20 protein-coding genes are annotated in these 24,349 nt (G+C 64.1%); 13 read left to right on the top strand and 7 right to left on the bottom strand.

All coding sequences use genetic code 11. The annotated features are described in order from the left end of the window. Positions 1-128: 128 nt before the first annotated feature. Both K3F49_RS13530 and K3F49_RS13525 read right to left on the bottom strand, forming a co-directional pair. On the bottom strand, positions 129-1,547 hold the full coding sequence (locus K3F49_RS13530) for an amidase (RefSeq protein WP_234681406.1): 1,419 nt from the start codon (positions 1,545-1,547) through the stop codon (positions 129-131). Between the two features lie 121 nt (positions 1,548-1,668). Further along, a complete protein-coding gene (locus tag K3F49_RS13525) occupies positions 1,669-2,445 on the bottom strand; it encodes an SDR family oxidoreductase (protein ID WP_234681405.1) in 777 nt (258 codons plus the stop codon). Between the two features lie 157 nt (positions 2,446-2,602). Between K3F49_RS13525 and K3F49_RS13520 the strand changes: the two genes are divergently transcribed. Continuing rightward, on the top strand, positions 2,603-3,676 hold the full coding sequence (locus K3F49_RS13520; RefSeq protein ID WP_234681404.1) for a tartrate dehydrogenase: 1,074 nt from the start codon (positions 2,603-2,605) through the stop codon (positions 3,674-3,676). A 241-nt stretch (positions 3,677-3,917) separates the two neighbouring features. Here the strand turns inward: K3F49_RS13520 and K3F49_RS13515 are convergent, their stop codons facing one another. Genes K3F49_RS13515 through K3F49_RS13500 form a run of 4 tightly spaced genes read right to left on the bottom strand, consistent with a single transcriptional unit; the run spans position 3,918 to position 8,127 of the window. Beyond that, positions 3,918-4,991, bottom strand: a complete 1,074-nt coding sequence (locus tag K3F49_RS13515; protein WP_234681403.1) for a malate/lactate/ureidoglycolate dehydrogenase — start codon at positions 4,989-4,991, stop codon at positions 3,918-3,920. Between the two features lie 11 nt (positions 4,992-5,002). Then, on the bottom strand, positions 5,003-5,914 hold the full coding sequence (locus K3F49_RS13510) for an NAD(P)-dependent oxidoreductase (protein ID WP_234681402.1): 912 nt from the start codon (positions 5,912-5,914) through the stop codon (positions 5,003-5,005). A gap of 12 nt (positions 5,915-5,926) precedes the next feature. Beyond that, positions 5,927-7,177: a Zn-dependent hydrolase gene (locus tag K3F49_RS13505; RefSeq protein ID WP_234681401.1), complete on the bottom strand. Its 1,251-nt coding sequence runs from the start codon at positions 7,175-7,177 to the stop codon at positions 5,927-5,929. A 32-nt stretch (positions 7,178-7,209) separates the two neighbouring features. Beyond that, positions 7,210-8,127, bottom strand: coding sequence for a LysR family transcriptional regulator (locus K3F49_RS13500; RefSeq protein ID WP_234681400.1), 918 nt, complete (start codon positions 8,125-8,127; stop codon positions 7,210-7,212). A 119-nt stretch (positions 8,128-8,246) separates the two neighbouring features. Here K3F49_RS13500 and K3F49_RS13495 point away from each other — a divergent pair, with 119 nt between their 5' ends. The 6 genes from K3F49_RS13495 to K3F49_RS13470 all read left to right on the top strand — a co-directional run bounded on the left by K3F49_RS13495 (position 8,247) and on the right by K3F49_RS13470 (position 13,857). Then, positions 8,247-9,062 carry a putative hydro-lyase gene (locus K3F49_RS13495; RefSeq protein WP_234681399.1) on the top strand — a complete coding sequence of 272 codons (816 nt, stop codon included), beginning with the start codon at positions 8,247-8,249 and terminating at the stop codon, positions 9,060-9,062. A gap of 90 nt (positions 9,063-9,152) precedes the next feature. Continuing rightward, on the top strand, positions 9,153-10,397 hold the full coding sequence (locus K3F49_RS13490; RefSeq protein ID WP_234681398.1) for an ABC transporter substrate-binding protein: 1,245 nt from the start codon (positions 9,153-9,155) through the stop codon (positions 10,395-10,397). A gap of 182 nt (positions 10,398-10,579) precedes the next feature. Then, a complete protein-coding gene (locus tag K3F49_RS13485; RefSeq protein ID WP_276575369.1) occupies positions 10,580-11,458 on the top strand; it encodes a branched-chain amino acid ABC transporter permease in 879 nt (292 codons plus the stop codon). Continuing rightward, positions 11,458-12,441 carry a branched-chain amino acid ABC transporter permease gene (locus K3F49_RS13480; RefSeq protein ID WP_234681397.1) on the top strand — a complete coding sequence of 328 codons (984 nt, stop codon included), beginning with the start codon at positions 11,458-11,460 and terminating at the stop codon, positions 12,439-12,441. The genes K3F49_RS13485 and K3F49_RS13480 overlap by 1 nt, the downstream gene beginning before the upstream one ends. Continuing rightward, positions 12,438-13,169 carry an ABC transporter ATP-binding protein gene (locus K3F49_RS13475; protein ID WP_234681396.1) on the top strand — a complete coding sequence of 244 codons (732 nt, stop codon included), beginning with the start codon at positions 12,438-12,440 and terminating at the stop codon, positions 13,167-13,169. The genes K3F49_RS13480 and K3F49_RS13475 overlap by 4 nt, the downstream gene beginning before the upstream one ends. Continuing rightward, positions 13,153-13,857, top strand: a complete 705-nt coding sequence (locus K3F49_RS13470; protein WP_234681395.1) for an ABC transporter ATP-binding protein — start codon at positions 13,153-13,155, stop codon at positions 13,855-13,857. Before K3F49_RS13475 ends, K3F49_RS13470 begins: the two co-directional genes overlap by 17 nt. Positions 13,858-14,015: 158 nt before the next feature. Here the strand turns inward: K3F49_RS13470 and otnC are convergent, their stop codons facing one another. Next, positions 14,016-14,687 carry a 3-oxo-tetronate 4-phosphate decarboxylase gene (otnC, locus tag K3F49_RS13465; protein ID WP_452101010.1) on the bottom strand — a complete coding sequence of 224 codons (672 nt, stop codon included), beginning with the start codon at positions 14,685-14,687 and terminating at the stop codon, positions 14,016-14,018. A gap of 126 nt (positions 14,688-14,813) precedes the next feature. Here otnC and ltnD point away from each other — a divergent pair, with 126 nt between their 5' ends. From ltnD to K3F49_RS13435, 6 genes are all read left to right on the top strand, one after another. After that, a complete protein-coding gene (gene ltnD / locus K3F49_RS13460) occupies positions 14,814-15,731 on the top strand; it encodes an L-threonate dehydrogenase (RefSeq protein WP_234681393.1) in 918 nt (305 codons plus the stop codon). 12 nt (positions 15,732-15,743) lie between these two features. Next, positions 15,744-16,526 (top strand): 2-oxo-tetronate isomerase, encoded by a 783-nt coding sequence (otnI, locus tag K3F49_RS13455; protein WP_234681392.1) that lies wholly within the window; start codon positions 15,744-15,746, stop codon positions 16,524-16,526. Next, complete coding sequence (gene otnK / locus K3F49_RS13450; protein WP_234681391.1) at positions 16,523-17,800, top strand: 3-oxo-tetronate kinase; 1,278 nt, start codon at positions 16,523-16,525, stop codon at positions 17,798-17,800. The genes otnI and otnK overlap by 4 nt, the downstream gene beginning before the upstream one ends. Before the next feature lie 163 nt (positions 17,801-17,963). Continuing rightward, positions 17,964-19,655: a methyl-accepting chemotaxis protein gene (locus K3F49_RS13445; protein ID WP_234681390.1), complete on the top strand. Its 1,692-nt coding sequence runs from the start codon at positions 17,964-17,966 to the stop codon at positions 19,653-19,655. 245 nt (positions 19,656-19,900) lie between these two features. Further along, positions 19,901-23,080 (top strand): efflux RND transporter permease subunit, encoded by a 3,180-nt coding sequence (locus K3F49_RS13440; protein WP_234681389.1) that lies wholly within the window; start codon positions 19,901-19,903, stop codon positions 23,078-23,080. Beyond that, the gene (locus K3F49_RS13435; RefSeq protein ID WP_234681388.1) at positions 23,067-24,263 is read left to right on the top strand and encodes an efflux RND transporter periplasmic adaptor subunit; all 1,197 of its coding nucleotides are present in this window, start codon (positions 23,067-23,069) and stop codon (positions 24,261-24,263) included. The genes K3F49_RS13440 and K3F49_RS13435 overlap by 14 nt, the downstream gene beginning before the upstream one ends. Positions 24,264-24,349: the final 86 nt, after the last annotated feature.

Genomic DNA, 24,349 nt, shown 5'->3' with positions numbered 1-24,349 from the left:
TTCTATCGTCGAACTCCGACGGCGAAAGAATCCCGCGCTGATAGATACCCCTCACCCGTCTCGCCGCTTTGCGGCCACCCTCTCCCACAAGGGGAGAGGGTGCTACAGAGCCCGTAGCATAGAAGAGGCTACTTCGTCGCCCGCGGATCAATCGGCGTCTGCCCGCGCAGGCCCAAAATATCCTCCAGTATCTTCGCACCCGCGATCACCTGCGCATCGGCACGCGGTGCGCCGACGACCTGCACGCCGACCGGTAGGCCCGAGGCAGTGAAGCCGCAGGGCAGGGAGAGTGACGGGCAGCAGGCGAGCGTGATTGCATAGACGATGCCGAGCCATTCGACATAGTTCTCAAACTTCTTGCCCGCGCATTCCGCGACATAGCGGTGCTCGATCGGGAAGGGCGGAACGATCGTGGTCGGCGTCAGCAACAGGTCATATGTCTTGAAGAATTCGATCGCGCGTGCGGTCATGCCGACCCGCTGCGCTTCGGCACGCGCGAGCTGTTCGACCGTCAGCTTGAGGCCCTCTTCGATGTTCCAGATTACCTCGGGCTTGAGCAGGTCGCGCTTGGTGCGCAGCAGATTGGCCTTGGTGATCGCGAAATCGAAGGCGCGCAGCACGTGGAAGCATTCGTGCGCCTCGCGCCAGTCCGGATGCGCTTCCTCGACGATGGCGCCGGCTTCCGCAAAACGTCCGGCTGCCTTGCGGGTGATCGCTTTCACTTCGGGATCGACAGGGGTGATGCCGAGATTGGGCGAATAGGCGATGCGCTTCGGCCTCTTGCCCGACTGCGCCGCGGACAGGAACGAGGTTGTCGGCGCCGGCAGCGACAGCGGATCGTCCGCATAGTCGCCGCTCATGGCATCGAGCAGCAAAGCGAGGTCCTCGACATTGCGCGCCATCGGCCCGACGACGCCGAGATTGCGATCGATGCCCGATTTGGGAGTATGGGCGACGCGGCCGATGCTCGGCCGCATGCCGACGACGCCGCAGAAGGCCGCGGGGCTGCGCAAGGAGCCGCCCATGTCGGAACCCTGTGCGAGCCACGCCATGCCGGTGGCGAGTGCCACCGCTGCGCCGCCGGAGGAGCCGGCCGCCGACTTCGAAATATCCCAGGGATTGAGCGTCGCGCCGAACACCTCGTTGAAGGTGTTGGCGCCGGCGCCGAATTCCGGCGTGTTGGATTTCGCGTAGACCACGGCGCCATTGGCCTCGAGGTTCTCGACCATGAGGTCGGACGTCGCGGGAATGTTGTCCTTGAAGATCGGTGAGCCCTGGGTGTTCAGCACGCCAGCGACATCGGTCAGGTCCTTGATCGGTACTGGCAGGCCCGCCAGCAGCCCGCGAGCATCGGCCGGCTTCTGCATGAGCGCCTTCGCGTTGCTCCGCGCGCGATCGAAGCACAGCGTCGGCAGCGCGTTGACCTTGCCGTCGACCTCGCTGATACGCTTCTCCACCACATCCAGTAACTCGAGTGGCGAGACGTCGCCGGAGCGCAGCTTGTCGACGATGGTGCAGGCCGTTTCGCGGATCAGGTCTTGAGACAATTTTTTCTACCCCTGTGCTTGTACTTGGTTCCGTCATTGCGAGCGAACCGAAGCAATCCAGTCTGTCACCGCGCGGGCATTTATGGATTGCTTCGCTTCGCTCGCAACGAGAAGGACAGAGCTAACCCCATCCCGCGCTGATGCCGCCATCCACCGTATAGATCACGCCGGACGTATAGCCGGCGCGATCCGACGCGAGGAATGCCATGAGGTCGCCGATCTCGCGCGCGTGCGCGGGGCGGCCGAGCGGCAGGCCTTTCTGGAATTCCTTGTAACGGTTCTCGTCGCCGAACTGGTGTTGCGCCCGCGTCTTCAGTAGCGTGACGTGACGGTCGGTGCCGACCGGGCCGGGGTTGATGCCGACAACGCGGATGTTGTCGGCGAGGCTTTTTCCCCCGAGTGCGCGGGTGAAGGCCATCAGCGCGGCATTGCCGGTACTGCCGCAGATGTAATTGGCGTCGAACTTCTCGCCGGCCGCACCGATGTCGTTGACGATCACGCCGCCGCCCTTGGCCTTCATCTGCGCGTAGATCTGCCGCGTCAGGTTGATGTAGCCGAACACTTTCAATTCCCAGGCGTGGCGCCAGGTCGGCTCGTCGATCTTGTCGATGGAGCCGCCGGGAATGTCGCCGGCATTGTTGACGAGCACGTCGATATCGGCGGCCTCCTTGGCGAGCCGCGCCAGATCCTCTGCGCTGCGCAAATCGACGATGCTGGTCGCGGCGTCGATCTGGTGTGCGGATCGCAACCGATCGGCCAGCGCCTTGAGCTGTTCGCCGTTACGGGCAGCAAGCAGGAGATGAGCGCCTTCCTCTGCAAACGCTTCGGCGGCAGCAGCGCCAATGCCCTTGGACGCGCCTGTGATCAGGACGCGCTTGCCACGCAGATGCAGATCCATGAGAGGTACTCGCAGGAGAGGAACAAGGATGAAATCAGTAGGCGGTACGTCGCGCCATGGTCAACATTGCAGTGCAGCGTTGCGCCGCCGCTGACTTTAGTCCATTGCAGTGCGGTCAAAAAGACGGCGGCTGCCGGACCAACCAAGGACGTTCTCGATGAGCAAAAAACAATATCGGATCGCAGTCATCCCCGGCGACGGCATCGGCAAGGAAGTGATGCCCGAGGGCCTGCGCGTTTTGGAGGCAGCAGCGAAGAAGCACGGGGTCTCCCTGCATTTTGATCATTTCGACTTCTCGTCCTGGGACTACTACGAGAAGCACGGCCAGATGATGCCGGACGACTGGAAAGAGAAGATCGGCAAGCACGACGCGATCTATTTCGGCGCGGTCGGCTGGCCGGCCAAGATTCCGGATCACGTCTCGCTGTGGGGCTCGCTGATCAAATTCCGTCGCGAGTTCGACCAATATGTGAATCTGCGCCCGGTGCGGCTGATGCCCGGCGTGCCGTCGCCGCTGGCTGGCCGCAAGCCCGGTGACATCGATTTCTGGGTCGTGCGCGAGAACACCGAAGGCGAATATTCCTCCGTCGGCGGCCGCATGTTCCCGGACACCGACCGCGAGTTCGTCACCCAGCAGACGGTGATGACCCGCACCGGCGTCGACCGCATCCTGAAGTTCGCCTTCGAGCTCGCGCAATCGCGACCGAAGAAGCACCTGACCTCGGCGACCAAGTCCAACGGCATCTCCATCACCATGCCTTATTGGGACGAGCGCGTGGAGGCGATGGCGAAGAAGTTTCCCGGCGTGAAGTGGGACAAGTACCACATCGACATTCTGACCGCGAACTTCGTGCTGCATCCGGACTGGTTCGACGTCGTCGTCGGCTCCAACCTGTTCGGTGACATCCTCTCCGACCTCGGTCCGGCCTGCACCGGCACCATCGGCATCGCGCCGTCCGGCAACATCAATCCCGAAGGCGATTTCCCCTCGGTGTTCGAGCCGGTGCACGGCTCGGCGCCCGACATCGCAGGGCAGGGCATTGCGAACCCGATCGGCGCGATCTGGTCAGGCGCGATGATGCTCGAGCATCTCGGCGAGAAGGTCGCCGGCAAGTCGATCGTCGACGCGATCGAGCGCACGCTGGCCGAGCGCACGCTGCGCACCAAGGATCTCGGCGGCAATGCCGACACCACCGCCTGCGGCACGGCTGTCGCGGACATGGTTGATTAAGGCTCTGCTTTCCCTCTCCCCTTGTGGGAGAGGGTGGCTTCGATGCGAAGCATCGAAGACGGGTGAGGGGTTCTCTCCGCGGAGATGAGCCTCTCGGTTGAATTCTTTTCCCGGATAGAACCCCTTATCCGGCGCCATAGCCGAAGCTTCGCTTCGGCGTTCCTGAGAACGGCGGCCGAAGGCCGCCTGCGCCACCTTCTCCCGCAAGGGGAGAAGGGAAGAGCAGCGCGCTCTGCCTCGTTCACCCCGCGATCTTCTCGATCGCCGCCTGATCCAGCCCGAACTTCGTCCCGGCTTCCAGAATTTCCTGCCAGGTGGTCGGATCGACCTGAATGCCTTCGGCGAGCCGCTTCTTCTTGGTCTCACGCTCGGGCTCGCCGGCGATCCTGACCTTGTCGACGCCGGGGCCGGGCGGTGAGCCGGTGTGCCAGGCGACGAAGCTCTCGACTTCGCGCGCGAGGTTTTCACCGGTGCCCAGCTTGCCCGGATCGATGATGATCGAGAGCATGCCGTTGAGGACGTTGTACTTGCCGTCGGACGGGCCCTTGACCACTTGCCCGCCGGAGAGCGCGCCGCCGAGGATTTCGCACACCAGCGCGAGCCCCGAACCCTTGTGCTCGCCGAAAGGCAGGATGGCGCCGTGTGGCGGGATCACGGTGTAGCGCGGATTGACGGTTGGCTTACCTTCATTGTCGATAATGGTGCCGGGCTCGAGTTCGACGCCCTTGTTGTGCGCGACGCGGGTCTTGCCCTGTGCGATCCTGCTGGTGGCGAAGTCGAGCACGATCGGCTCTTTGCCCCTGCGCGGGATGCCGACGCAAAACGGGTTGGTGCCGTGGCGCGCGTCGCTGCCGCCCCAGGGCGCCACGATCGGGCGCGAGATCACGTTGACGAAGTGGATCGACACCAGCCCGTGCTCGATGCACTGCTCGGCCCAGTGGCCGATGCGGCCGATGTGGTGGGCGTTGGAAAGGCCGACGAGGCAGACGCCGTTGCTCTTGGCGCGTTCTGCCGCCAGCTCCATCGCTTCATGGCCGATCACCTGGCCGTAGCCGGTGAGGCCGTCGAGGGTGAGGAGCGGGCCGGTGTCGAGCACGATCTTGACATGCTGGTTCAACGCGAGGCCGCCGTTGGTGACACTCTGGACATAGCGCGGGATCATGCCGACGCCGTGCGAATCGTGTCCCTTCAGGTTGGCCTCGACGAGATTGGTGGACACGAGCTCGGCTTCGCGGTCCGTAGACCCGCCCGCCTTGACGATGGCGCGGATGACGTTGGTGAGCGGCTCTGCCTTGATGGTACGATAGTCGGCCATTGTTGTTGCTCTTATCCTTTCACGATCCGGCGGCAATGGACCCATGCCGCTTCAATCAGGTTCTCGCTGGCCTCCGGCGTGCGGAAGGCAGAATGCGCCGACAGCGTCACGTTCGGTATCTTGGTCAGCGGATGGTTGGCCGGCAGTGGTTCGATGTTGAAGACATCGAGGCCGGCGTGGCGGATGTGGCCCGACTTCAGTGCGTCGATCATTGCCTGCTCGTCGACGATCGCGCCGCGCGCGGTGTTGATGAAGACGACGCCCGGCTTCATCTTGGCGATTGTCTCGCGCGTGATCATGCCGCGCGTCTCGTCGTTGAGCAGCAGGTGCAGCGACACCACGTCGCTCCGTGCCAGCAGCGTGTCGAGATCGGTGAACTCGACGCCCGGATGAGTCTTCGGCGAGCGGTTCCAGGCAATCACCTTCATGCCGCTGCCGGAGGCAATGCGCGCGACTTCCGCGGCGATGCCGCCGAAGCCGATCAGGCCGAGCGTCTTGCCGGTGAGCTGCATGCCATCCTCGCGCAGCCAGTTGCCGGCGCGCATTTCGCGGTCCATCATCGCGATGACGCGCGCGGAGGACCACATCAGCGCGATCGCGGACTCCGCCACGGCTGTGTCGCCATAGCCCTTGATCAGATGCACGGAGATGCCGAGTTCGGCGAGCTCCTCCGGATTCATGTAGCTGCGCGCGCCGGTGCCGAGGAACACGACGTGCTTGAGGGCCGCGCACTTCTTCGCGACCTCGGTCGGCAGCGCGGTGTGGTCCACGATCGCGATCTCGGCGCCGTCGAGAATTTCGGGATATTGCTCGGGCTTGATATCGGGATCTCGGTGAATCCGCACCTTGGGATCACCGGGCTTCTCCAGCCGCTCCATGATCACGGCGAGTGCTTCGTTGGCGTCGACGAAAACTCCGCGCATGTCTGTCTCCGATCAGGATGCGACGCCAGCGATCGCCAGCACGGTGTGCATCAGCACGTTGGTGCCCGCGGCGCAGTCGGGCTGCGTGGCGTCTTCCAGCTCGTTGTGGCTGATGCCGTCCTTGCAGGGCACGAACACCATCGCCGCCGGCATCACCGTATTGAGGTTGCAGGCATCGTGGCCAGCGCCGGAGGTGATGCGGCGGGAGGAATAGCCGAGCGTCTTGGCTGCATTTTCGACTGCGGAAATCAGCTTGGGATCGAAATGCGTCGGCGGCTTGCGCCAGACAAGGTCAATCTTCACGTCAACCTTGCGGCGCGCCGAGATCTCGGCAATGGCAGCGCGCAAATCACGATCGAGCGCATCCATGATGGCGCCGTCAGCGCTGCGGCAATCCATGGTGAAGGCGATCTCGCCGGGAATGACGTTGCGCGAGGGATTTGCGATCACGGCCTCGCCGATGGTGCCGACCGCATTCGGCCCGTGCTTTTTCGCGATGGCCTCCATCGCCAGCACGATTTCGGACAGCGTTGCCAGCGCATCGCGCCGCAACGGCATCGGCGTCGATCCCGCGTGGCTCTCGAAGCCGGAAATCTTGCCGTCGTACCACAGCACGCCCTGGCCGGAATCGACCACGCCGATGGTCTTGCCCTCAGCCTCCAGGATCGGGCCCTGCTCGATGTGCAGCTCGACGAAGCAGCCGAGCTTCTGGAAGCCGACCGGCTTGTCGCCACGATAGCCGATGCTGTCGAGCGCCTGGCCGACGGTCGTGCCCTCGATATCCTTGCGCGAGAGAATGTCGTCCGTGGTGAAATCGCCGACGTAGGCTGCGGACGCCATCATCGCCGGTGCGAAGCGCGAGCCTTCCTCATTGGTCCAGTTGACGATGCAGATCGGCGCCTCAGTCTCGATGCCGGCATCGTTCAGCGTGCGGATCACTTCCAGCGCGCCGAGCGTGCCGAGAATGCCGTCATACTTACCGCCGGTCGGCTGGGTATCGAGATGCGAGCCGATGCCGACGGGCAGCTTCGACATGTCGCGGCCCTTGCGCAGGCCGAACTGCGAGCCGAGCGCATCGACATGCACGTCGAGGCCGGCTTCCTCACAGGCCTTCCGGAACCAGTCACGAACCTGCTTGTCTTCGCCACTCAGCGTCAGCCGCCGCACACCGCCCTTGGCCGTCGCGCCGAATTGCGCGGTCTCGTGGATGGAGCCCCAGAGGCGGGCGGAATCGATTTGTAGATTGGTGGCGGCTCGGCTCATGCGGTCGGTCTCTCGATTATCCGGCGCCTTTTTCAATGACCCGCCAGCGCGGGCGCGTCAACCGCGAGGCTGCTCTGCGCAATCTGACATGCCAGCTCGGCGACGCGCTCCACCGCGACGACGTCGGGCGAGGCGAGCCAGCTTGCCGTGAACGTCAGTGGCGCAATCTCCAGATCAGTGTCGAGCAATTGCAGCCGGCCATCGGCGAGCTCGTTCTCGACGATAGCGTCAGGGATCACGGCGATGCCGAGCCCTTCCACCGCCATGTGGATCACGGTGGCGAGCGAGGCCGAGGCGTGGAGACGGATCGGCGGCAAGTCCGGCCGGTCAAACACCTCTCGCACGACCTCGTAGGGCCTGGTCTTGCGCGGAAAAGTGATGATCGGAAACCGCGCGAGATCGGCGGGCGTCACCGGGCCGTTGCCGAGCCCGAGCGACGGGCTTGCGAGAAAGCCGATCGGATAATCGGCGAGCACGCGGTTGTGCACGCCCGAGGCCGACAGCGGTCCGACCACGAAGGCCAGCTCGATCTCCTGCGCCAGCAGGCGCGCGGTGAGGTTCGGCGTGATGTCGACCTCGATCTCCAGCGACAGGTTCGGATAGACCTCGTTCATGCCCTTCACCAGCCGCGGCAGCCAGGTGTGCACGATGGTCTCGGCAACGCCGAGCCGCATCACGCCGCGCATCGCCGAGCGGTCGCCGATCTCGGCCATCATCTGGGCGCGGAGGCCGATCAGCTTTTCCGCATAAACCATCATCTGGCGGCCGCTCGGGGTGGGCGACGCCACGCGATGATCGCGGTTCAGAAGCTTGACGCCCATCTCGCGCTCGAGCTGGGCGATGCGCTGGGAGATCGCCGGCTGGGTCGTATTGAGCCGTGCTGCGGCGCCACGGAAGCTGCCGAGCTTCACAACCCAGAGGAAGGTTTCGATCGATCTGAAGTCCAGCATTGGAAGGATTTTCCTGATCGATAAAATAGATTTATCGATATCGATTAGAAAGGACGATTAGACTTTATAGTATGCTTGATGTTGGCTACGCTTGTCGAGTTCATAGGCAGGTCGATCACATGACTGTTTTGGTGGCAGCGCAGCAAACTGAAACGCCCGACACTCTCCCGAGCCGCCAGGCGCGGCTCGCCTATCGTGGCGGTGAGGTCGGTTCCACCGCGGGGGTCGCACCCGGCTTCGTCCAGGGCAATCTGGCGATCCTCCCGGCGGAATTTGCCGGGGCATTTCACCGCTTCTGCCAGCTCAATCCGAAACCGTGCCCGATCATCGGCATGTCCGACGTCGGTAGCCCGCACATCCCGGCGCTCGGCGCCGATCTCGACATTCGGACCGATGTGCCGCGCTACCGCGTCTGGCGCGACGGCGAAGTCGTGGACGAGCCGACCGACGTCACCAAGCACTGGCGCGACGACCTCGTGACCTTCGTGCTCGGCTGCTCGTTCTCATTCGAAGAGGCACTGCTCGACGAGGGCATGCCGATCCGGCACATCGAGCAGAACGTGCGGGTGCCGATGTACCGCACCAACATCCCCTGCGGCGAGGCTGGTCCGTTCGCGGGGCCGATGGTGGTGTCGATGCGCCCGTTCAAGCCGGCGGATGCGATCCGTGCGGTGCAGATCACCTCGCGCTATCCCGCCGTCCACGGCGCGCCCGTGCATCTCGGCCATCCGCATCTGATCGGCATCAAGGACATCGCCAAGCCCGACTATGGTGATCCCGTAGCTGTCGCCGATGACGAGATCCCGGTATTCTGGGCCTGCGGCGTGACGCCGCAATCGGTCATCAATGCCGCCAAGGTCCCGTTCGCGATTACGCATTCGCCCGGCCTGATGCTGGTGACAGATCTGAAGAACAGGAACATGGCCGTGATTTAGTGGGCAGCATTTGCTGCTTCTTCAGGCTTTACGCTCTCCACCAATCGCTTCATTCGATACGCGCAAAATTCAGTAACAGGGAATTCACCGATGACGATCACTCGCCGCGACGTTCTGCTCGGAGCCACTGCAACCGCCGCGCTTGTGCCGCTAGCCGCGCGGGCGCAGACATCGGAAGTCGTGATCGGCGTCATCTATCCCTTCTCGGGCGGCAGCGCCCAGCAGGGGGTCGACGCGCAGAAGGCCTATGAGACCGCGCTCGAGGTCATCAACAAGGACACTGATTTCGATCTGCCGCTCGCGAAGGGCGAGGGTCTGCCGGGCCTCGGCGGCGCCAAGGTGCGTCTCGTGTTCGCCGACCACCAGGCCGATCCGCAGAAGGGCCGCGCCGAGGCCGAGCGCCTGATCACGCAGGAGAAGGTCTCCGCCATCATCGGCACCTATCAGAGCGCGGTCGCCGTCACCGTCAGCCAGATCTGCGAACGCTACCAGATCCCGTTCGTCTCCGCGGACAACTCCTCGCCGAGCCTGCACCGCCGCGGCCTGAAATATTACTTCCGGGCCGCGCCGCACGACGAAATGTACTCTGCCGCGATGTTCGACTTCTTCGATGCCTTGAAGAAGAAGGGCACCAAGATCGAGACGTTGTCGCTGTTCCACGAAGACACCATCTTCGGCACCGACTCCGGCAACGCCCAGGCCAAGATCGCCGGTGAGCGCGGCTACAAGATCGTCTCCGACATCAAGTACCGCGCCAACTCGCCCTCGCTCTCGGCCGAGGTGCAGCAGCTCAAGACCGCCAACGCCGACGTGCTGATGCCCTCGAGCTACACCACCGACGGCATTCTGCTGGTCAAGACCATGGCCGAACTCGGCTACAAGCCGAATGCGATCGTGGCGCAGGACGCCGGCTTCTCCGAGAAAGCGCTGTACGACGCCGTCGGCGACAAGCTCGAAGGCGTCATCTCGCGCGGCACCTTCTCGCTCGACCTCGCGCAGAAGCGTCCGATGGTCGGCAAGGTCAACGACATGTTCAAGGCGAAGTCGGGCAAGGATTTGAACGACCTCACCTCGCGCCAGTTCATGGGCCTGATCATCCTTGCGGATGCCATCAACCGCGCAAAGTCGGCCGATGGCGAGAAAATTCGCGATGCGCTGGCTGCGACCGATATCCCGGGCGAGCAGACCATCATGCCCTGGAAGCGGGTCAAGTTCGACGAGATGGGCCAGAACAACGACGCCGACCCGGTGCTGCTGCAATATATCGGCGGCAAGTTCGTCACCATCTTCCCGCCGCAGGCTGCGATCGCGGAAGCGACCTGGCCGATGAAGTAAGCGCTGCGCGGTCGGGGGACCAGGCGCGGTGAGAGTAGGACGACCAAGCTGCCCTCACACCGTCATTGCGAGGAGCAAAGCGACGAAGCAATCCAGACTGCTTCCTTGAAGACATTTCTGGATTGCTTCGGTTCGCGCGCAATGACGGAGCAGACGATGACGGTTCGAACGGGGGACTAGAGTTGACAGCCCAAGCCATTATCCAGAGTCTCGCGAGCGGCCTCCTGATGGGCCTGCTCTACGGGCTGATCGCGGTCGGCCTCGCGCTGATCTTCGGCCTGATGGACGTCGTGAACTTCGCCCATGGCGAGTTCCTGATGATCGCGATGTATGTGAGCTTCTTCCTGTTCACGTTCCTCGCGATCGACCCGTTGCTGTCAGCGCCGCTGGTCGCCGCCGCGCTGTTCGTGCTCGGAGCCGTGGTCTACCTGTTGGTTGTACGCTTCGCGATGCGGGCCAAGGCCAACGCCGGCATGGTGCAGATCTTCTCCACCTTCGGCCTCGCCATTGTGATGCGCGGGCTCGCGCAGTTCTTCTTTACCCCCGACTACCGAAGCATCCCGCACTCCTGGGCCGGCGGTAAGACCATCTCCGTCGCCGGCATCTTCCTGCCGGAACCGCAGCTGATCGGTGCGCTGGTTGCGATCGCGGCCTTTGCCGGTCTCTACTTCTTCATCCACCGCACCGATTTCGGCCGCGCGCTGGAGGCGACTCGTGAAGATCCCGGCGCAGTCGCGCTGGTCGGCATCGACAGGAATCGCGTGTTCGCGCTCGGTTGGGGCCTCGGTGCCGCGCTGGTCGGTCTCGCCGGCGCGATCATGGCGGTGTTCTTCTACATCTATCCCGACGTCGGCGCGTCCTTTGCGTTGATCGCCTACGTGACCGTCGCGCTCGGCGGCTTCGGCAGCGTATTCGGCGCGTTCGCCGGCGGCATCATCGTTGGTCTTGTCGAAGCGACCACCGCCTTGGTGCTGCCGCCGTCGCTGAAATCGGTCGGCATCTATGCGGTGTACCTATTGGTCGTCTTCATCCGGCCGCGTGGCCTGTTCGGGTCGATGTAATGGACAAGGATTTTGCAGCGCGGCGCCGCCGCGATCTCATCATCGCCGCGGTCCTGGCCGCGCTGGCGGCGCTCGCGCCGCTATTCGTCAAGGACGTCTACGTCCAGAACATCCTGATCCTGACCCTGATGTATGCGGCGCTGTCGCAGAGCTGGAACATCCTGTCGGGCTATTGTGGGCAGATCTCGCTGGGACACGCGCTCTATTTCGGTATCGGGGCCTACACGACCGAGCTGCTGTTCACCAAGTTCGGCGTGCTGCCCTGGTTCGGCATGCTTGCCGGCGGCGTCATCGCAGCTGTGATCGCGATGGGGCTTGGCTATCCCTTCTTCCGCCTGCGCGGCCATTACTTCGTGATCGCGACCATCGTCATCGCCGAGATCGGGTTGTTGCTGTTCCAGAATTGGGAATGGGCCGGGGCTGCGATGGGGATCACCATTCCTGTGCGCGGCGACAGTTGGGTAAAATTCCAGTTCCTGCGCAGCAAGCTGCCTTACTTCTATTTCGCGCTGGCGCTGTGCAGCCTCGCCTGGTTCGTCACCTGGTGGCTAGAGGACTCCAAATGGGGGTTTTGGTGGCGCGCGGTGAAGGACAATCCGGAAGCGGCTGAGAGTCTCGGCGTCGTCGTGTTCAATTCCAAGATGGGCGCGGCCGCCGTCTCCGCTTTCCTCGTTGCCGTCGGCGGCGCGTTCTATGCGCAGTTCCTCGCTTATATCGATCCCGAAAGCGTCATGGGCTTCCAGTTCTCGCTGCTGATGGCGCTGCCGGCTGTGCTCGGCGGCATCGGCACTCTCTGGGGTCCCGTGCTAGGGGCGGCGATCCTGATCCCTATGACCGAGCTGACGCGCTCCTATATCGGCGGCTCCGGCCGCGGCGTCGACCTCATCGTCTATGGCGCGCTGATCGTGGCGATCTCTCTCGCTCTGCCGCAAGGCTTGGTGAGCCTGTTCTCCCGTTCGAAGGCAAAAGGAGCCACGCGATGACCGCGCTCCTTGAAACCCGCGGCGTCTGGCAGCGGTTCGGCGGCCTCGTCGCCAACAGCGATGTCTCGATCTCGGTCGGGCGCGGCGAGATCGTCGGCCTGATCGGCCCCAACGGTGCCGGCAAGTCGACGCTGTTCAATCTCATCGCCGGCGTGTTGCCGCCGACGCAAGGTTCGATCTGGTTCGACGGCGAGGACGTGACAAGGCTGCCGGCGGCCGAGCGCTGCCAGCGCGGCGTCGGACGCACTTTCCAGGTGGTCAAGAGCTTCGAGACCATGACTGTCATCGACAATGTCATCGTCGGTGCACTCGTGCGCAACACCGTCATGCGCGTGGCGCGCCGCAAGGCGCATGAGGTGCTGGAGTTCACCGGCCTTGCCGCGCGCGCCAACGTGCTCGCGAGCGACCTCGTGCCGGCCGAGAAGCGCCGTCTCGAGGTTGCCCGCGCGCTCGCGACCGAACCGAAACTGTTGCTGCTCGACGAGGTCCTCACCGGCCTCACACCGACCGAGGCACAGACCGGTGTGGCGCTGGTGCGAAAAGTACGCGATGCCGGCATCACCGTTCTGATGGTCGAGCATGTGATGGAGATCGTGATGCCGCTGGTCGATCGCGCCATCGTGCTCGACCTCGGCAAGGTGCTGGTCGAGGGCAAGCCCGCCGACGTGGTCCGCGATCCCAAGGTGATCAGCGCATATCTGGGAGATCGTCATGCTGTCGGTGCATGAAGTCACGACCGCCTATCAGGGCCTGGTCGCGATCTCCGCGGTCTCGATCGAGGTTCAGAAGGGCGAGATCGTCTGCGTTGCCGGCGCCAACGGCGCGGGCAAGTCGACACTGCTGAAATCCATCGCCGGTGCCGAACGTCCGCGCTCGGGCACGGTCACGTTCGACGGCAAGCGCATCGATGGCATGGCGCAGCATCACATCACCGCCACCGGCATCGCCTATGTGCCGGAGAACCGCCGCCTATTCCCGCGCTTGTCGGTGCGCGACAATCTCCGCCTCGGCAGCTATCTCTATCGCGGCGAGGCGGATCGCGAGGGGCCGCTCGATCTCGTCTTCAGGCTGTTCCCGCGTCTTTCGGAACGTCTGGAGCAGCGCGCCGAGACGCTCTCCGGCGGCGAGCAGCAGATGCTCGCGATCGGCCGCGCCCTGATGACGCGTCCGCGGCTTCTGATGCTCGACGAACCCTCGCAAGGCATCATGCCAAAACTGGTCGATGAAATCTTCCAGGCGGTGAAAACCATCCGCGACGCCGGCATGACCGTGCTGATCGTCGAACAGCGCATGGCCGAGTGCCTCGAGATCGCCGACCGCGCCTATATCCTGCAGACCGGCCGCGTGCTGATGCAGGGCCCGGCGGCGGAGATCAGGGGCAATCCGGACGTGCGGAAGGCGTATCTGGGGCTGTAGGCGTCGCCGCGAGCTCAGCCGTCATCCTGAGGTGCGCGCCTTTGCGCGCCTCGAAGGATGAGCCGCAGGCACGCCTAGCTAGCACATCCTTCGAGGCTTCACCTTGCGATGCAGGCATCGCAAGGCTCGCACCTCAGGATGACGGCGGTGCATGCGGCTCAATGTCCGTGATCATGCCCATGCTCCGGCAGCGTGACCCCGAACACCTTCACCAGATCCTTGACCTGCTCCGGCGACAGATACCGCGGGTTCATCCCGCGCAGCAGCAGATAGAGCTTCGCCGTCTCTTCCAGCTCCTCCGTTGCGAACACGGCGGCTTCCAGCGTGTCGCCGGCGACCACCGGGCCGTGATTGGCGAGCAGCACGGATGAATATTTTCCCGCCAGCCCCTTGATCGCGTCCGCGACCGCGGGATCGCCAGGGCGGTAATAGGGCACGAGCGCGGTGGCGCCGCATTTCATCAAATAATAGGCCGTCATCGGCGGCAGAGCGGCGCGCGGGTCGATCTCAGGCAACATCGAGAGCGCGACCGAATGGGTGGAGTGCAGATGCACGATCGCCCGCGCGTTTCCGCGCGTATCGTAGAGCGCGGTGTGCAGCGGAACTTCCTTGGTGGGCGCATCGCCGGAGATGAGCCGGCCCTGGTCGTCCAGTCGTGACAGCTTTGCCGGATCGAGGAAGCCGAGCGAGGCGTTGGTCGGCGTCACCAGCCAGCCGCCGCCGTCCAGTCTGACACTGATATTGCCGGAGGAGCCCGGCGTCAGCCCGCGCTCGAACAGGGACCGTCCGAAGCGGCAGATATCCTCACGCAGCCTTGTCTCGTTGCTCATGGCCGTCATGCCCGCTTGTCTCACGCTTTGGCAGCGCGGCCAAGCCGTGTTATTCGAGATCACGAGCCGCCGCAAAGGCCAGCCGTCCGGGAAACGTTCGCAAGAATAAGTTGAAGGGTTAGTTGCATGTCCGCCTCCAATTCACCAAATCAGCGCATCGCCGTCATCGGGCTCGGCTCGATGGGGTACGGCATGGCGACCTCGCTGAGGCGCGCCGGCCATACCGTGACCGGCTGCGACGTTTCGGCTGATGCGGTGGCGCGTTTTGTCAAGGACGGCGGTGCCGGCGCCGCAACGCCGGCCGAGGCGGCGAAGAGCGCGGACATCGTCGTCAGCGTCGTCGTCAACGCCGCGCAGACCGACGCGATCCTGTTCGGCAAGGACGGCGCCGCGGAGACCCTGCCGAAGGACAGCGTCTTCATCTCCTCCGCCACGATGGATCCCGACGTGGCGCGGCGCCTGGCAAAACAGCTGGAAGCGACCGGCCGAAATTACCTGGACGCGCCGATCTCTGGCGGTGCGCAACGCGCGGCGCAAGGCGAGCTGACGATCCTTGCCTCGGGCAGTCCCGCAGCGTTCGCCAAGGCGCGCCCCGCGCTCGATGCCATGGCCGCAAAGCTTTACGAACTTGGCGACGCCGCAGGCCAGGGCGCGGCATTCAAGATGATCAACCAGCTCCTTGCCGGCGTGCATATCGCGGCCGCCAGCGAAGCGATGGCGTTCGCCGCCAAGCAGGGCCTCGACATCCGCAAGGTCTATGAGGTGATCACGGCGTCTGCCGGCAATTCGTGGATGTTCGAGAACCGCATGCCGCACGTGCTCGACGGCGACTACACGCCGCGTAGCGCGGTGGAAATCTTCGTCAAGGATCTCGGCATCATCCAGGACATGGCGCGCAGCGCCAGATTCCCGGTGCCGGTTTCCGCCGCGGCTTTGCAGATGTTTCTGATGACGGCTGCCGCGGGCATGGGCCGCGACGACGACGCGTCGGTGGCGCGAATGTATGCGCAGGTCACCGGCGTAAAACTTCCCGGCGCCAAGTAGAAGAGGATTCCAATGCCCCGTTTCGCCGCCAACCTCTCGATGATGTTCACCGAGGTGCCGTTCCTCGATCGCTTCGACGCCGCAGCGGCAGCCGGCTTCACCGCTGTCGAGTTTCTCTTTCCCTATGAGCATCCGGTCGAAGCGGTCGGCGAGCGGCTCAAGCGCAACGGCCTCACACAGGCGCTGTTCAACCTGCCGCCGGGCGACTGGAATGCCGGCGAGAAAGGTTTCGCCGCACTGCCGGCGCGCTTTGCCGACCTCAAAGCGAGCCTGGAGACGGCGTTGCCTTACGCCAAGGCGACCGGCGTCAAGCGACTACACTTGATGGCGGGCATCGCCAACCGCGGCGAGCGGGTCGCCATCGAGGCTTTCTACAAGTCGGTGGCCTGGGCTGCGGAATTCTTCGCGCCGCATGGCATCGACATCGTGCTCGAGCCGATCAATGCGCGCAACGTGCCCGGTTATTTCCTAAACGATTTCGGCTTTGCGCGCGATCTGATCCAGGAGTTGCGGCTTCCGAACCTGAAGCTGCAGTTCGACATCTATCACTGCGGGATCATCCATGGCGACGTCACCATGCGGCTGCGCGAGATGATGCCGATCATCGGCCATATCCAGATCGCCAGTATTCCATCGCGCAACGAGCCCGATGGTGAGGAGCTCAATTATCCGTTCCTGTTCGAGGAGCTCGACCGCCTCGGCTATGCCGGCTTCGTCGGCTGCGAATACAATCCGCGTGGCAAGACCACAGACGGGCTCGCCTGGTTCAAGCCCTATGCGGGAGTGAAGCCGTGACACTTGCGCTGGGCTGCATCGCCGACGACTACACAGGCGCCTCGGATCTCGCCAATACGCTGACGCGCGCCGGCCTGCGCACGGTGCAGACCATCGGCGTGCCCGCTGACGATCTGAAGCTGCCGGAAGTGGACGCCGTCGTGGTGTCGCTGAAAAGCCGATCGATCGAGGCGGAGCTTGCGATGTCGCGCTCGCGCGCGGCCGAGAAATGGCTGCGCGGGCGCGGCGCGAGCCATGTGCTGTTCAAGATCTGCTCGACCTTCGATTCCACCGATGCGGGCAATATCGGTCCGGTGATGGATGCGCTGCGCGCCGATTGCGGCGAGTCCGTCGTGCTGGTGACGCCGGCTTTTCCTGAAACCGGCCGCACCGTCTACCAGGGCAATCTATTTGTTGGCGCCGTGCCCTTGAACGAGAGCCCGCTCAAGGACCATCCGCTCAACCCGATGCACGATTCCAACCTGGTGCGCGTGCTGGCGCGCCAGAGCAAGACGCAGATCGGTCTCGTCGACCTCGCGACCCTTTCACGTGGAGCGGAGGCCGTGCGGGCTCGGCTCGCTGAATTGTCAAGCAAGGGCATCGGAGCCGCGATCATCGACGCCGTGTTCGACCGCGACCTCGAGACCATCGGCCTTGTCGCCGCGGCGCACCGGCTATCGGTTGGTGCCTCCGGTATCGGCCTGGGCCTCGCCCGCGCACTGGTGTCGACCGGCAAGGTCAGGTCAGCCCCGGCCAGCAGTGAGCAGGGCGCCGCCGTCGGCGGGCAGGTGGCGTGCCTCGCCGGAAGCTGCTCGCAGGCCACCTTGCAGCAGATCGCGAAGGCGGAATCCGTCATGCCGGTGCTCCGTCTCGACCCCGACCGTATTCTTACGGGCGCGAACGAAACGCAGCGTGCGCTGGACTGGGCGAAGGATCGATTGGCCCACGGTCCCGTGCTGATTGCTTCGAGCGCGACGCCGGCTGATGTCGCTGCGCTCCAGGCGCGTCATGGCCGCGACGCTGCTGGTCACGCGATCGAGCAGACGATGGCCGACATCGCCGAAAACCTAGTGAAATCAGGCGTACGGCGATTGATCGTCGCAGGCGGCGAGACGTCCGGGGCCGTCGTCGACCGCCTCAAGATTCCCGGCTTTCTCGTCGGTGCGGAGATCGCTGCGGGCGTGCCGGTGCTTCGGGCCGTCGGTGCTGAGGCAGGCGACATGTTGCTCGCTTTGAAGTCGGGCAATTTCGGTGGACCGGAGTTTTTTGTCGACGCGATGAGGCTCATGCGCTGAGCGCAGAGCATTTTTAGTCCCTCGTTCACTTCTTTAAGGTTCCGTACTCGTACGGAGTCGTAGTTAACAACTGCTCAGTCGCTTTGTTGTTGGATGTCGGCGCCGCCGCTTTTGGTTGATCCATTCCGGGCGCATCACTGTGCCAACGCAAAGAGACCCGATTATGCTCGCCACCATCTCCATCCGCGCCAAGATCATCAGTGTCGTGGCGTTCCTGCTGGTCGCGATGGCCGGCATGGGCCTGCTCGCCGTCATGAAGATGCGGACGATCAACGCCAACACCGTCGACATCACCACGAATTGGATGCCGAGCGTGCGCGTGATCGGTGATCTGCGCGCCGGCGTCATCACATATCGCAACGTCATTCGCGAGCACATGCTGGCGGAAACGCTGGAGGAGAAGCTCGCAGCGGAAAAGACGCTAGCGACCGTGGTCGAGGCCAACACCAAGTTCCGCAAGTCCTATGAGGCGATGATCACCTCGCCGGAGGAGAAAGCTCTCTATGGCCAGTGGTCCCAGACCTGGGAAAACTACAAGAAGGGCACCCAGGAAGTCATGGCGCTGTCGCGTCAGGAGGCTGGCAAGATCCCGCATGAAGCGCACGAGCTGAACACCAAGACGGTCAACAAGATCGGGCTCGAGGCCGACGCAATCCTGGCCAAGGACATCGAGCTCAACACCAAGGGCGGCGATCAGGCGTCCGCGGACGCCTCCGACACCTACTACTATGCCTTCGTGCTGGTCGCGATCATCCTCGGTGCTGCCGTCGTCGCCGGCATCGGCGTCAGCTTCTATCTGGTCCAGGACGTCTCCGCCGGCATCAACTCGATCATCCAGCCGATGCAGGCGCTGGGTCGTGGGGACCTCTCCGCTGAAGTGCCGCACCGCGGCGAGAAGACTGAGATTGGTTCGATGGCCGACGTGCTCCAGGTCTTCAAGGAGGCGCTGATCGCCAAGAAGGCCGCCGACGAGGTTGCGGCGGCCGACGCCGAGGCCAAGATCGAGCGCGGCCGCCGCGTCGACGGCATTACCCGTGACTTCGAGACCATGATCGGCGAGATCGTCCAGACCGTGTCGTCGGCCTCGACGCAGCTCGAAGCCTCGGCCTCGACGCTGACCTCCACCGCCGACCGCTCGCAGCGGATGGCGACCACGGTTGCCGCTGCTTCGGAAGAAGCCTCCACCAACGTCCAGTCGGTGGCCTCTGCCACCGAAGAGATGGCCTCTTCGGTCGGCGAGATCAGCCGCCAGGTGCAGGAATCGGCGCGGATGGCGGGCGACGCCGTCGGTCAGGCCCGTGCCACCACCGAGCGCGTCAGCGAGCTGTCCAAGGCTGCCTCCCGCATCGGCGACGTCGTCGAGTTGATCAACACCATCGCCGGCCAGACCAATCTGCTGGCGCTGAACGCGACCATCGAAGCGGCGCGCGCCGGTGAGGCGGGCCGCGGCTTCGCGGTAGTCGCCTCCGAAGTGAAGGCGCTTGCCGAGCAGACCGCCAAGGCGACCGGCGAGATCGGCCAGCAGATCTCCGGCATCCAGGCGGCGACCAACGACTCGGTCGGCGCGATCAAGGAGATCTCCTCGACCATCGAGCGGCTCTCGGAAATCTCCTCGGCCATTGCCGCGGCGGTGGAAGAGCAGGGCGCCGCGACCCAGGAAATCGCCCGCAACGTCCAGCAGGCGGCTCAGGGCACCCAGCAGGTCTCGTCCAACATCACGGATGTGCAGCGCGGAGCCACCGAGACCGGCACGGCCTCCTCGCAGGTGCTGTCGGCGGCGCAGATGCTGTCCAACGACAGCACCCGGCTGAAGACTGAGGTCAGCAAGTTCCTGACCAACGTCCGCGCGGCCTGAGCCGGCACGCGATAGCAGTTCGGAAAGCGGCGCCTCCGGGCGCCGCTTTTTTACGTGGTTGAAAGCCGCCTCTGTCATCTTCCCGTTAGAGGCTGCATATCTGGAATGCGATTTCGCTGTGCGATAGCAGGGAAGTGACCGCACGTGACGTGCTGCCATTAGCCATTTCGGCGGTGTTCGGGTAAATCAGCCGAGGAACCCGCGGGGGCGGTTTCCCTGTCCCCTGATTTGGATTTGCCTGACGAATGATTGCTCTGGTTCGTATTGCCCTGAGCCGACCCTACACGTTTGTCGTGCTGGCGCTCCTGCTTCTGATCATTGGACCGTTGGCGGCACTACGAACGCCGACCGACATCTTTCCGGATATCCGGATCCCCGTGATCGGTGTGGTCTGGCAGTATACCGGTCTGCCGCCCGACCAGATGTCCGGCCGCATCACCACGCCGTTCCAGCGGGCGCTGACGACGACGGTCAACGACATCGAGCACATCACCGCCAATTCCTATAACGGCTTTGGCATCATCAAGATCTTCTTCCAGCCCAATGTCGACATCCGCACCGCCAATGCGCAGGTCACCGCGATCTCGCAGACGCTGCTGAAGCAGATGCCGCCGGGCGCGACGCCGCCATTGATCCTGAACTACTCCGCCTCGACCGTGCCGATCATCCAGGTGGCTCTGTCGGGCGATGGCCTGACCGAGCAGAACCTCGCCGACATCGGCATCAACAATCTGCGTACCCCGCTGGTCACCGTGCCCGGCGCGGCGATTCCCTATCCGTTTGGCGGCAAGCAGCGCCAGGTCCAGATCGACCTGGACCCGACCGCGCTGCAAGCCCGCGGCCTGTCCGGCCAGGACGTCGCCAATGCGCTCGCGGCTCAAAACCTGATCACGCCGGTCGGCACCCAGAAGATCGGCACCTTCGAGTACAGCATCCAGCTCAACAACTCGCCGCTCAAGATCGACGAGCTCGGCAATCTGCCGATCAAGACCGTCAACGGCGCGATGGTCTATGTGCGCGACGTCGCCACCGTGCGGGACGGCAATCCGCCGCAGACCAACATCGTCCACGTCGACGGCAACCGCTCGGTGCTGATGATGGTGCTGAAGGCGGGCGCCACTTCGACGCTCGATATCATCGCCGGCATCAAGCAGAAGGTCATCGACGTCAAGGATCAGTTGCCGGATGCGCTGAAGATCGGCTTCATCGGCGACCAGTCGGTATTCGTCCGCGGCGCGATTCAGGGCGTCGCCTTCGAGGGCGTGATCGCCGCGCTGCTCACCAGCGTGATGATCCTGCTGTTCCTCGGCAGCTGGCGCTCGACCGTCATCATCGCGGTCTCGATCCCGCTGTCCGTGCTCGGTGCCATCGTCATGCTGTCGGCGATCGGCGAGACGCTCAACATCATGACGCTCGGCGGCCTTGCGCTCGCAGTCGGCATCCTCGTCGACGACGCCACGGTGACCATCGAGAACATCAATTACCATCTCGAGCAGGGCAAGCCGGTCGAGCAATCGATCCTCGACGGCGCCAACCAGATCGTGACGCCGGCCTTCGTCTCGCTGCTCTGTATCTGCATCGTGTTCGTACCGATGTTCTTCCTCACCGGCGTCGCGCGCTTCCTGTTCGTGCCGATGGCCGAAGCGGTGATGTTCGCGATGATCTGGTCGTTCATCCTGTCGCGCACGCTGGTGCCGACCATGGCGAACTTTCTGCTGCAAGCGCACGTTCATCATGAGGGCGAGCCACCGAAGTCGCGCAATCCCTTGGTCTGGTTCCAGCGCGGATTCGAGACGCGGTTCGAGCGCATTCGCGGCGGTTACCACAACTTCCTCGGGCTCGCGCTGGCGCATCGCGCAGTGTTCGTGATCGGGTTCCTCTGCGTCGTCGGTGCGTCCTTCGCGCTGGTGCCGTTCCTGGGGCGCAATTTCTTCCCTGCCGTCGATGCCGGCAACATCCTGATGCATGTGCGCACCCAGGTCGGCACCCGCGTCGAGGAGACCGCCAACCAGCTCGCGGATGTGCAGAAGGCGGTGCGCAAGCTCGTTCCCGGCGAGATCGAGACCATGACCGACAACATCGGCATGCCGATCTCCGGCATCAACATGACCTACAACAACACCGGCGTGATCGGTCCGCAGGACGGAGACATCCAGATCAAGCTGAAGGAAGGTCACAAGCCGACCGAAGAGCATGTGAAGGTGCTGCGAGAGCAGCTGCCACGGCTGTTCCCGGGCGTCAGCTTCGCCTTCCTGCCGGCGGACATCGTCAGCCAGATCCTGAATTTCGGGGCACCGGCGCCGATCGACCTGCAGATCCGCGGCGCCAATCTCGACGGCAATTTTGCTTATGCCAACAAGTTGCTCGCCAGGGTCCGCCGGATTCCAGGCATTGCCGATGCACGTATCCAGCAATCGCCGAACCTGCCAACCTTCAACATCGATGTCGATCGTACCCGCGCGCAATATGTCGGCCTGACCGAGCGCGACGTCACCAACAGTCTCGTGGTCAATCTCGCCGGCTCGTCACAGGTCGCGCCGACCTACTATCTCAACCCGGACAACGGCGTGTCCTATTCGATCGTGATGCAGACGCCGCAATATCAGATCGATTCGCTCAGCGCGTTGCAGACGCTGCCGATTACCGCCGCCGGCGCCTCGCAGTCGCCGATCCTCGGCGGCATCGCCGACATCAAGCGTGCGACCTCGAGTGCCGTGGTGTCGCAATACGACATTCAAAACCTCGTGCAGATCTTTGCCACGACGTCGGGCCGCGATCTCGGCGCGGTCGCGACCGACATCCGCCAGGCCATCGCCGACACCGCCAAGGACGTGCCGAAGGGCTCCTCCGTCGCATTGCTTGGTCAGGTGCAGACCATGAACAGCGCCTTTACCGGTCTGCTGTTCGGCCTGCTCGGCGCCGTCGTGCTGATCTATTTCCTGATCGTCGTGAACTTCCAGTCCTGGTCCGATCCGTTCGTGATCATTACCGCGCTGCCGGCCGCGCTTGCCGGCATCGTCTGGATGTTGTTCACGACCCAGACCACGCTGTCGGTGCCGGCGCTCACCGGCGCCATCATGTGCATGGGCGTGGCCACCGCCAACAGCGTGCTGGTCATTTCCTTCGCCCGCGAGCGCTATGAGGAGCTGGGTGACCCCATCGCTGCCGCCCTGGAAGCCGGCTTCGTCCGATTCCGGCCGGTGCTGATGACCGCGCTCGCCATGATCATCGGCATGGCGCCGATGGCGCTCGGGCTGGGCGAGGGTGGCGAGCAGAATGCGCCACTTGGCCGCGCCGTGATCGGCGGCCTGATCTTTGCAACTTTCGCCACGCTGATGTTTGTTCCCGTGGTGTTCAGTATGGTACACAAGAAACAAGGCGCCAAAGCCGCCGCCCCATTGGAGACTCCGCATGTCGCCCACTGAACCCCGCTCCCCGGTGTCGCACCGGAAACTGGGCATTTTCAGCGTGGTGGCGCTGATTGCGGCAGGCCTCGTGGTCGGCACCGGTATCCGGGCCCGCGAGGACCAGGGCTCCAAGCTGAAGGAATGGACCGACGACCAGGCCGTTCCCAGCGTTGCAGTGACGCTGCCCAACGCGAAATCGCTCAACTCCACCATCGACCTGCCGGGCCGGCTCGAGGCCTATTACCGCGCGCCGATCTTCGCCCGCGTCTCCGGCTATCTCAAAAGCTGGAGCGCCGACATCGGCGCCCGCGTGAAGGCCGGCCAAGTGATCGCCGAGATCGAGGCGCCCGACCTCGATCAGCAGCTCCTGCAGGCCCGCGCCGACCTCGCCAGCCAGCAGGCCAGCGCCAGGCTGTCGGAAGCAACCCTGAACCGGCGCAAGACGCTGGTCGCCTCCAACTTCGTCTCGGCGCAGGAGATCGACGAGCGCACCGCCGACCTCTCCAACAAGAACGCCGCTGTCCATTCCGGGCAGGCCAATGTCGAGCGGCTCGAGGCGCTTGCCGGCTACAAGAAGATCACCGTGCCGTTCGACGGCGTGGTCACGGCGCGCGACACCGACGTCGGCGCGCTGATTAACGCAGGCGGCGGCTCGGGGCCGGCGATGTTCGTGGTCTCCGACATCACCAAGCTGCGCGTCTACGTCAACGTCCCCCAGAACTACGTGCCGGCGATCAAGATCGGCGCCAAGGCGACGATGGTAATGCCGGAATACCCGAACCGGACGTTCCAGGCGACCGTGGAAGCATCCTCGCAGGCCGTCGACGTCGCCTCGGGCACCACGCGCATGCAGCTCGGCCTGGACAATTCGAGCGGCGAGCTGATGCCCGGCGGCTACGCCAGCGTGAAACTCAATTTGCAGCGCGACACCGCGCCGCTGAGCATTCCCGCCAGCGCTTTGATCTTCAACAGCAACGGTCTGCGCGTTGCAACGGTCAGCCCGAACGACAAGGTGCAGTTCAAGACCGTGACCATCGCCCGCGATCTCGGCAAGGAGATCGAGCTCGCCTCAGGGATCGCGCCGGATGACCGCGTCATCACCGCGCCGCCGGACGGTCTGTCCGACGGCGATGCGGTTCGTGTGGTCGGTGCCGGCGGCAAGCCGGCGACGGCGTCGGAGAAGCAGGCGCCAAAGAGCTAAGACGGTCTCGTAGGGTGGGCAAAGGCGCCTTGCGCCGTGCCCACGTCTTCTCATCAAATAGGCAAGACGTGCGCACGCTTCGCTTT

It is taken from the genome of Bradyrhizobium monzae (assembly GCF_021458635.1).
Taxonomy (GTDB): domain Bacteria; phylum Pseudomonadota; class Alphaproteobacteria; order Rhizobiales; family Xanthobacteraceae; genus Bradyrhizobium.
Note: the sequence above shows the minus strand (reverse complement) of the source record. Positions and strands in the feature narration are given on the sequence as shown.

What these genes read in the sequence shown, in the direction of transcription:
- otnC (WP_452101010.1), bottom strand. Translation starts at nt 14,687, where the DNA reads ATGAGCAACGAGACAAGGCTGCGTGAGGATATCTGCCGCTTCGGACGG.
- K3F49_RS13475 (WP_234681396.1), top strand. Translation starts at nt 12,438, where the DNA reads ATGACCGCGCTCCTTGAAACCCGCGGCGTCTGGCAGCGGTTCGGCGGC.
- K3F49_RS13470 (WP_234681395.1), top strand. Translation starts at nt 13,153, where the DNA reads ATGCTGTCGGTGCATGAAGTCACGACCGCCTATCAGGGCCTGGTCGCG.
- ltnD (WP_234681393.1), top strand. Translation starts at nt 14,814, where the DNA reads ATGTCCGCCTCCAATTCACCAAATCAGCGCATCGCCGTCATCGGGCTC.
- K3F49_RS13490 (WP_234681398.1), top strand. Translation starts at nt 9,153, where the DNA reads ATGACGATCACTCGCCGCGACGTTCTGCTCGGAGCCACTGCAACCGCC.
- K3F49_RS13480 (WP_234681397.1), top strand. Translation starts at nt 11,458, where the DNA reads ATGGACAAGGATTTTGCAGCGCGGCGCCGCCGCGATCTCATCATCGCC.
- K3F49_RS13510 (WP_234681402.1), bottom strand. Translation starts at nt 5,914, where the DNA reads ATGCGCGGAGTTTTCGTCGACGCCAACGAAGCACTCGCCGTGATCATG.
- K3F49_RS13515 (WP_234681403.1), bottom strand. Translation starts at nt 4,991, where the DNA reads ATGGCCGACTATCGTACCATCAAGGCAGAGCCGCTCACCAACGTCATC.
- K3F49_RS13435 (WP_234681388.1), top strand. Translation starts at nt 23,067, where the DNA reads ATGTCGCCCACTGAACCCCGCTCCCCGGTGTCGCACCGGAAACTGGGC.
- K3F49_RS13520 (WP_234681404.1), top strand. Translation starts at nt 2,603, where the DNA reads ATGAGCAAAAAACAATATCGGATCGCAGTCATCCCCGGCGACGGCATC.
- K3F49_RS13440 (WP_234681389.1), top strand. Translation starts at nt 19,901, where the DNA reads ATGATTGCTCTGGTTCGTATTGCCCTGAGCCGACCCTACACGTTTGTC.
- K3F49_RS13525 (WP_234681405.1), bottom strand. Translation starts at nt 2,445, where the DNA reads ATGGATCTGCATCTGCGTGGCAAGCGCGTCCTGATCACAGGCGCGTCC.
- K3F49_RS13505 (WP_234681401.1), bottom strand. Translation starts at nt 7,177, where the DNA reads ATGAGCCGAGCCGCCACCAATCTACAAATCGATTCCGCCCGCCTCTGG.
- K3F49_RS13495 (WP_234681399.1), top strand. Translation starts at nt 8,247, where the DNA reads ATGACTGTTTTGGTGGCAGCGCAGCAAACTGAAACGCCCGACACTCTC.
- K3F49_RS13445 (WP_234681390.1), top strand. Translation starts at nt 17,964, where the DNA reads ATGCTCGCCACCATCTCCATCCGCGCCAAGATCATCAGTGTCGTGGCG.
- K3F49_RS13500 (WP_234681400.1), bottom strand. Translation starts at nt 8,127, where the DNA reads ATGCTGGACTTCAGATCGATCGAAACCTTCCTCTGGGTTGTGAAGCTC.
- otnI (WP_234681392.1), top strand. Translation starts at nt 15,744, where the DNA reads ATGCCCCGTTTCGCCGCCAACCTCTCGATGATGTTCACCGAGGTGCCG.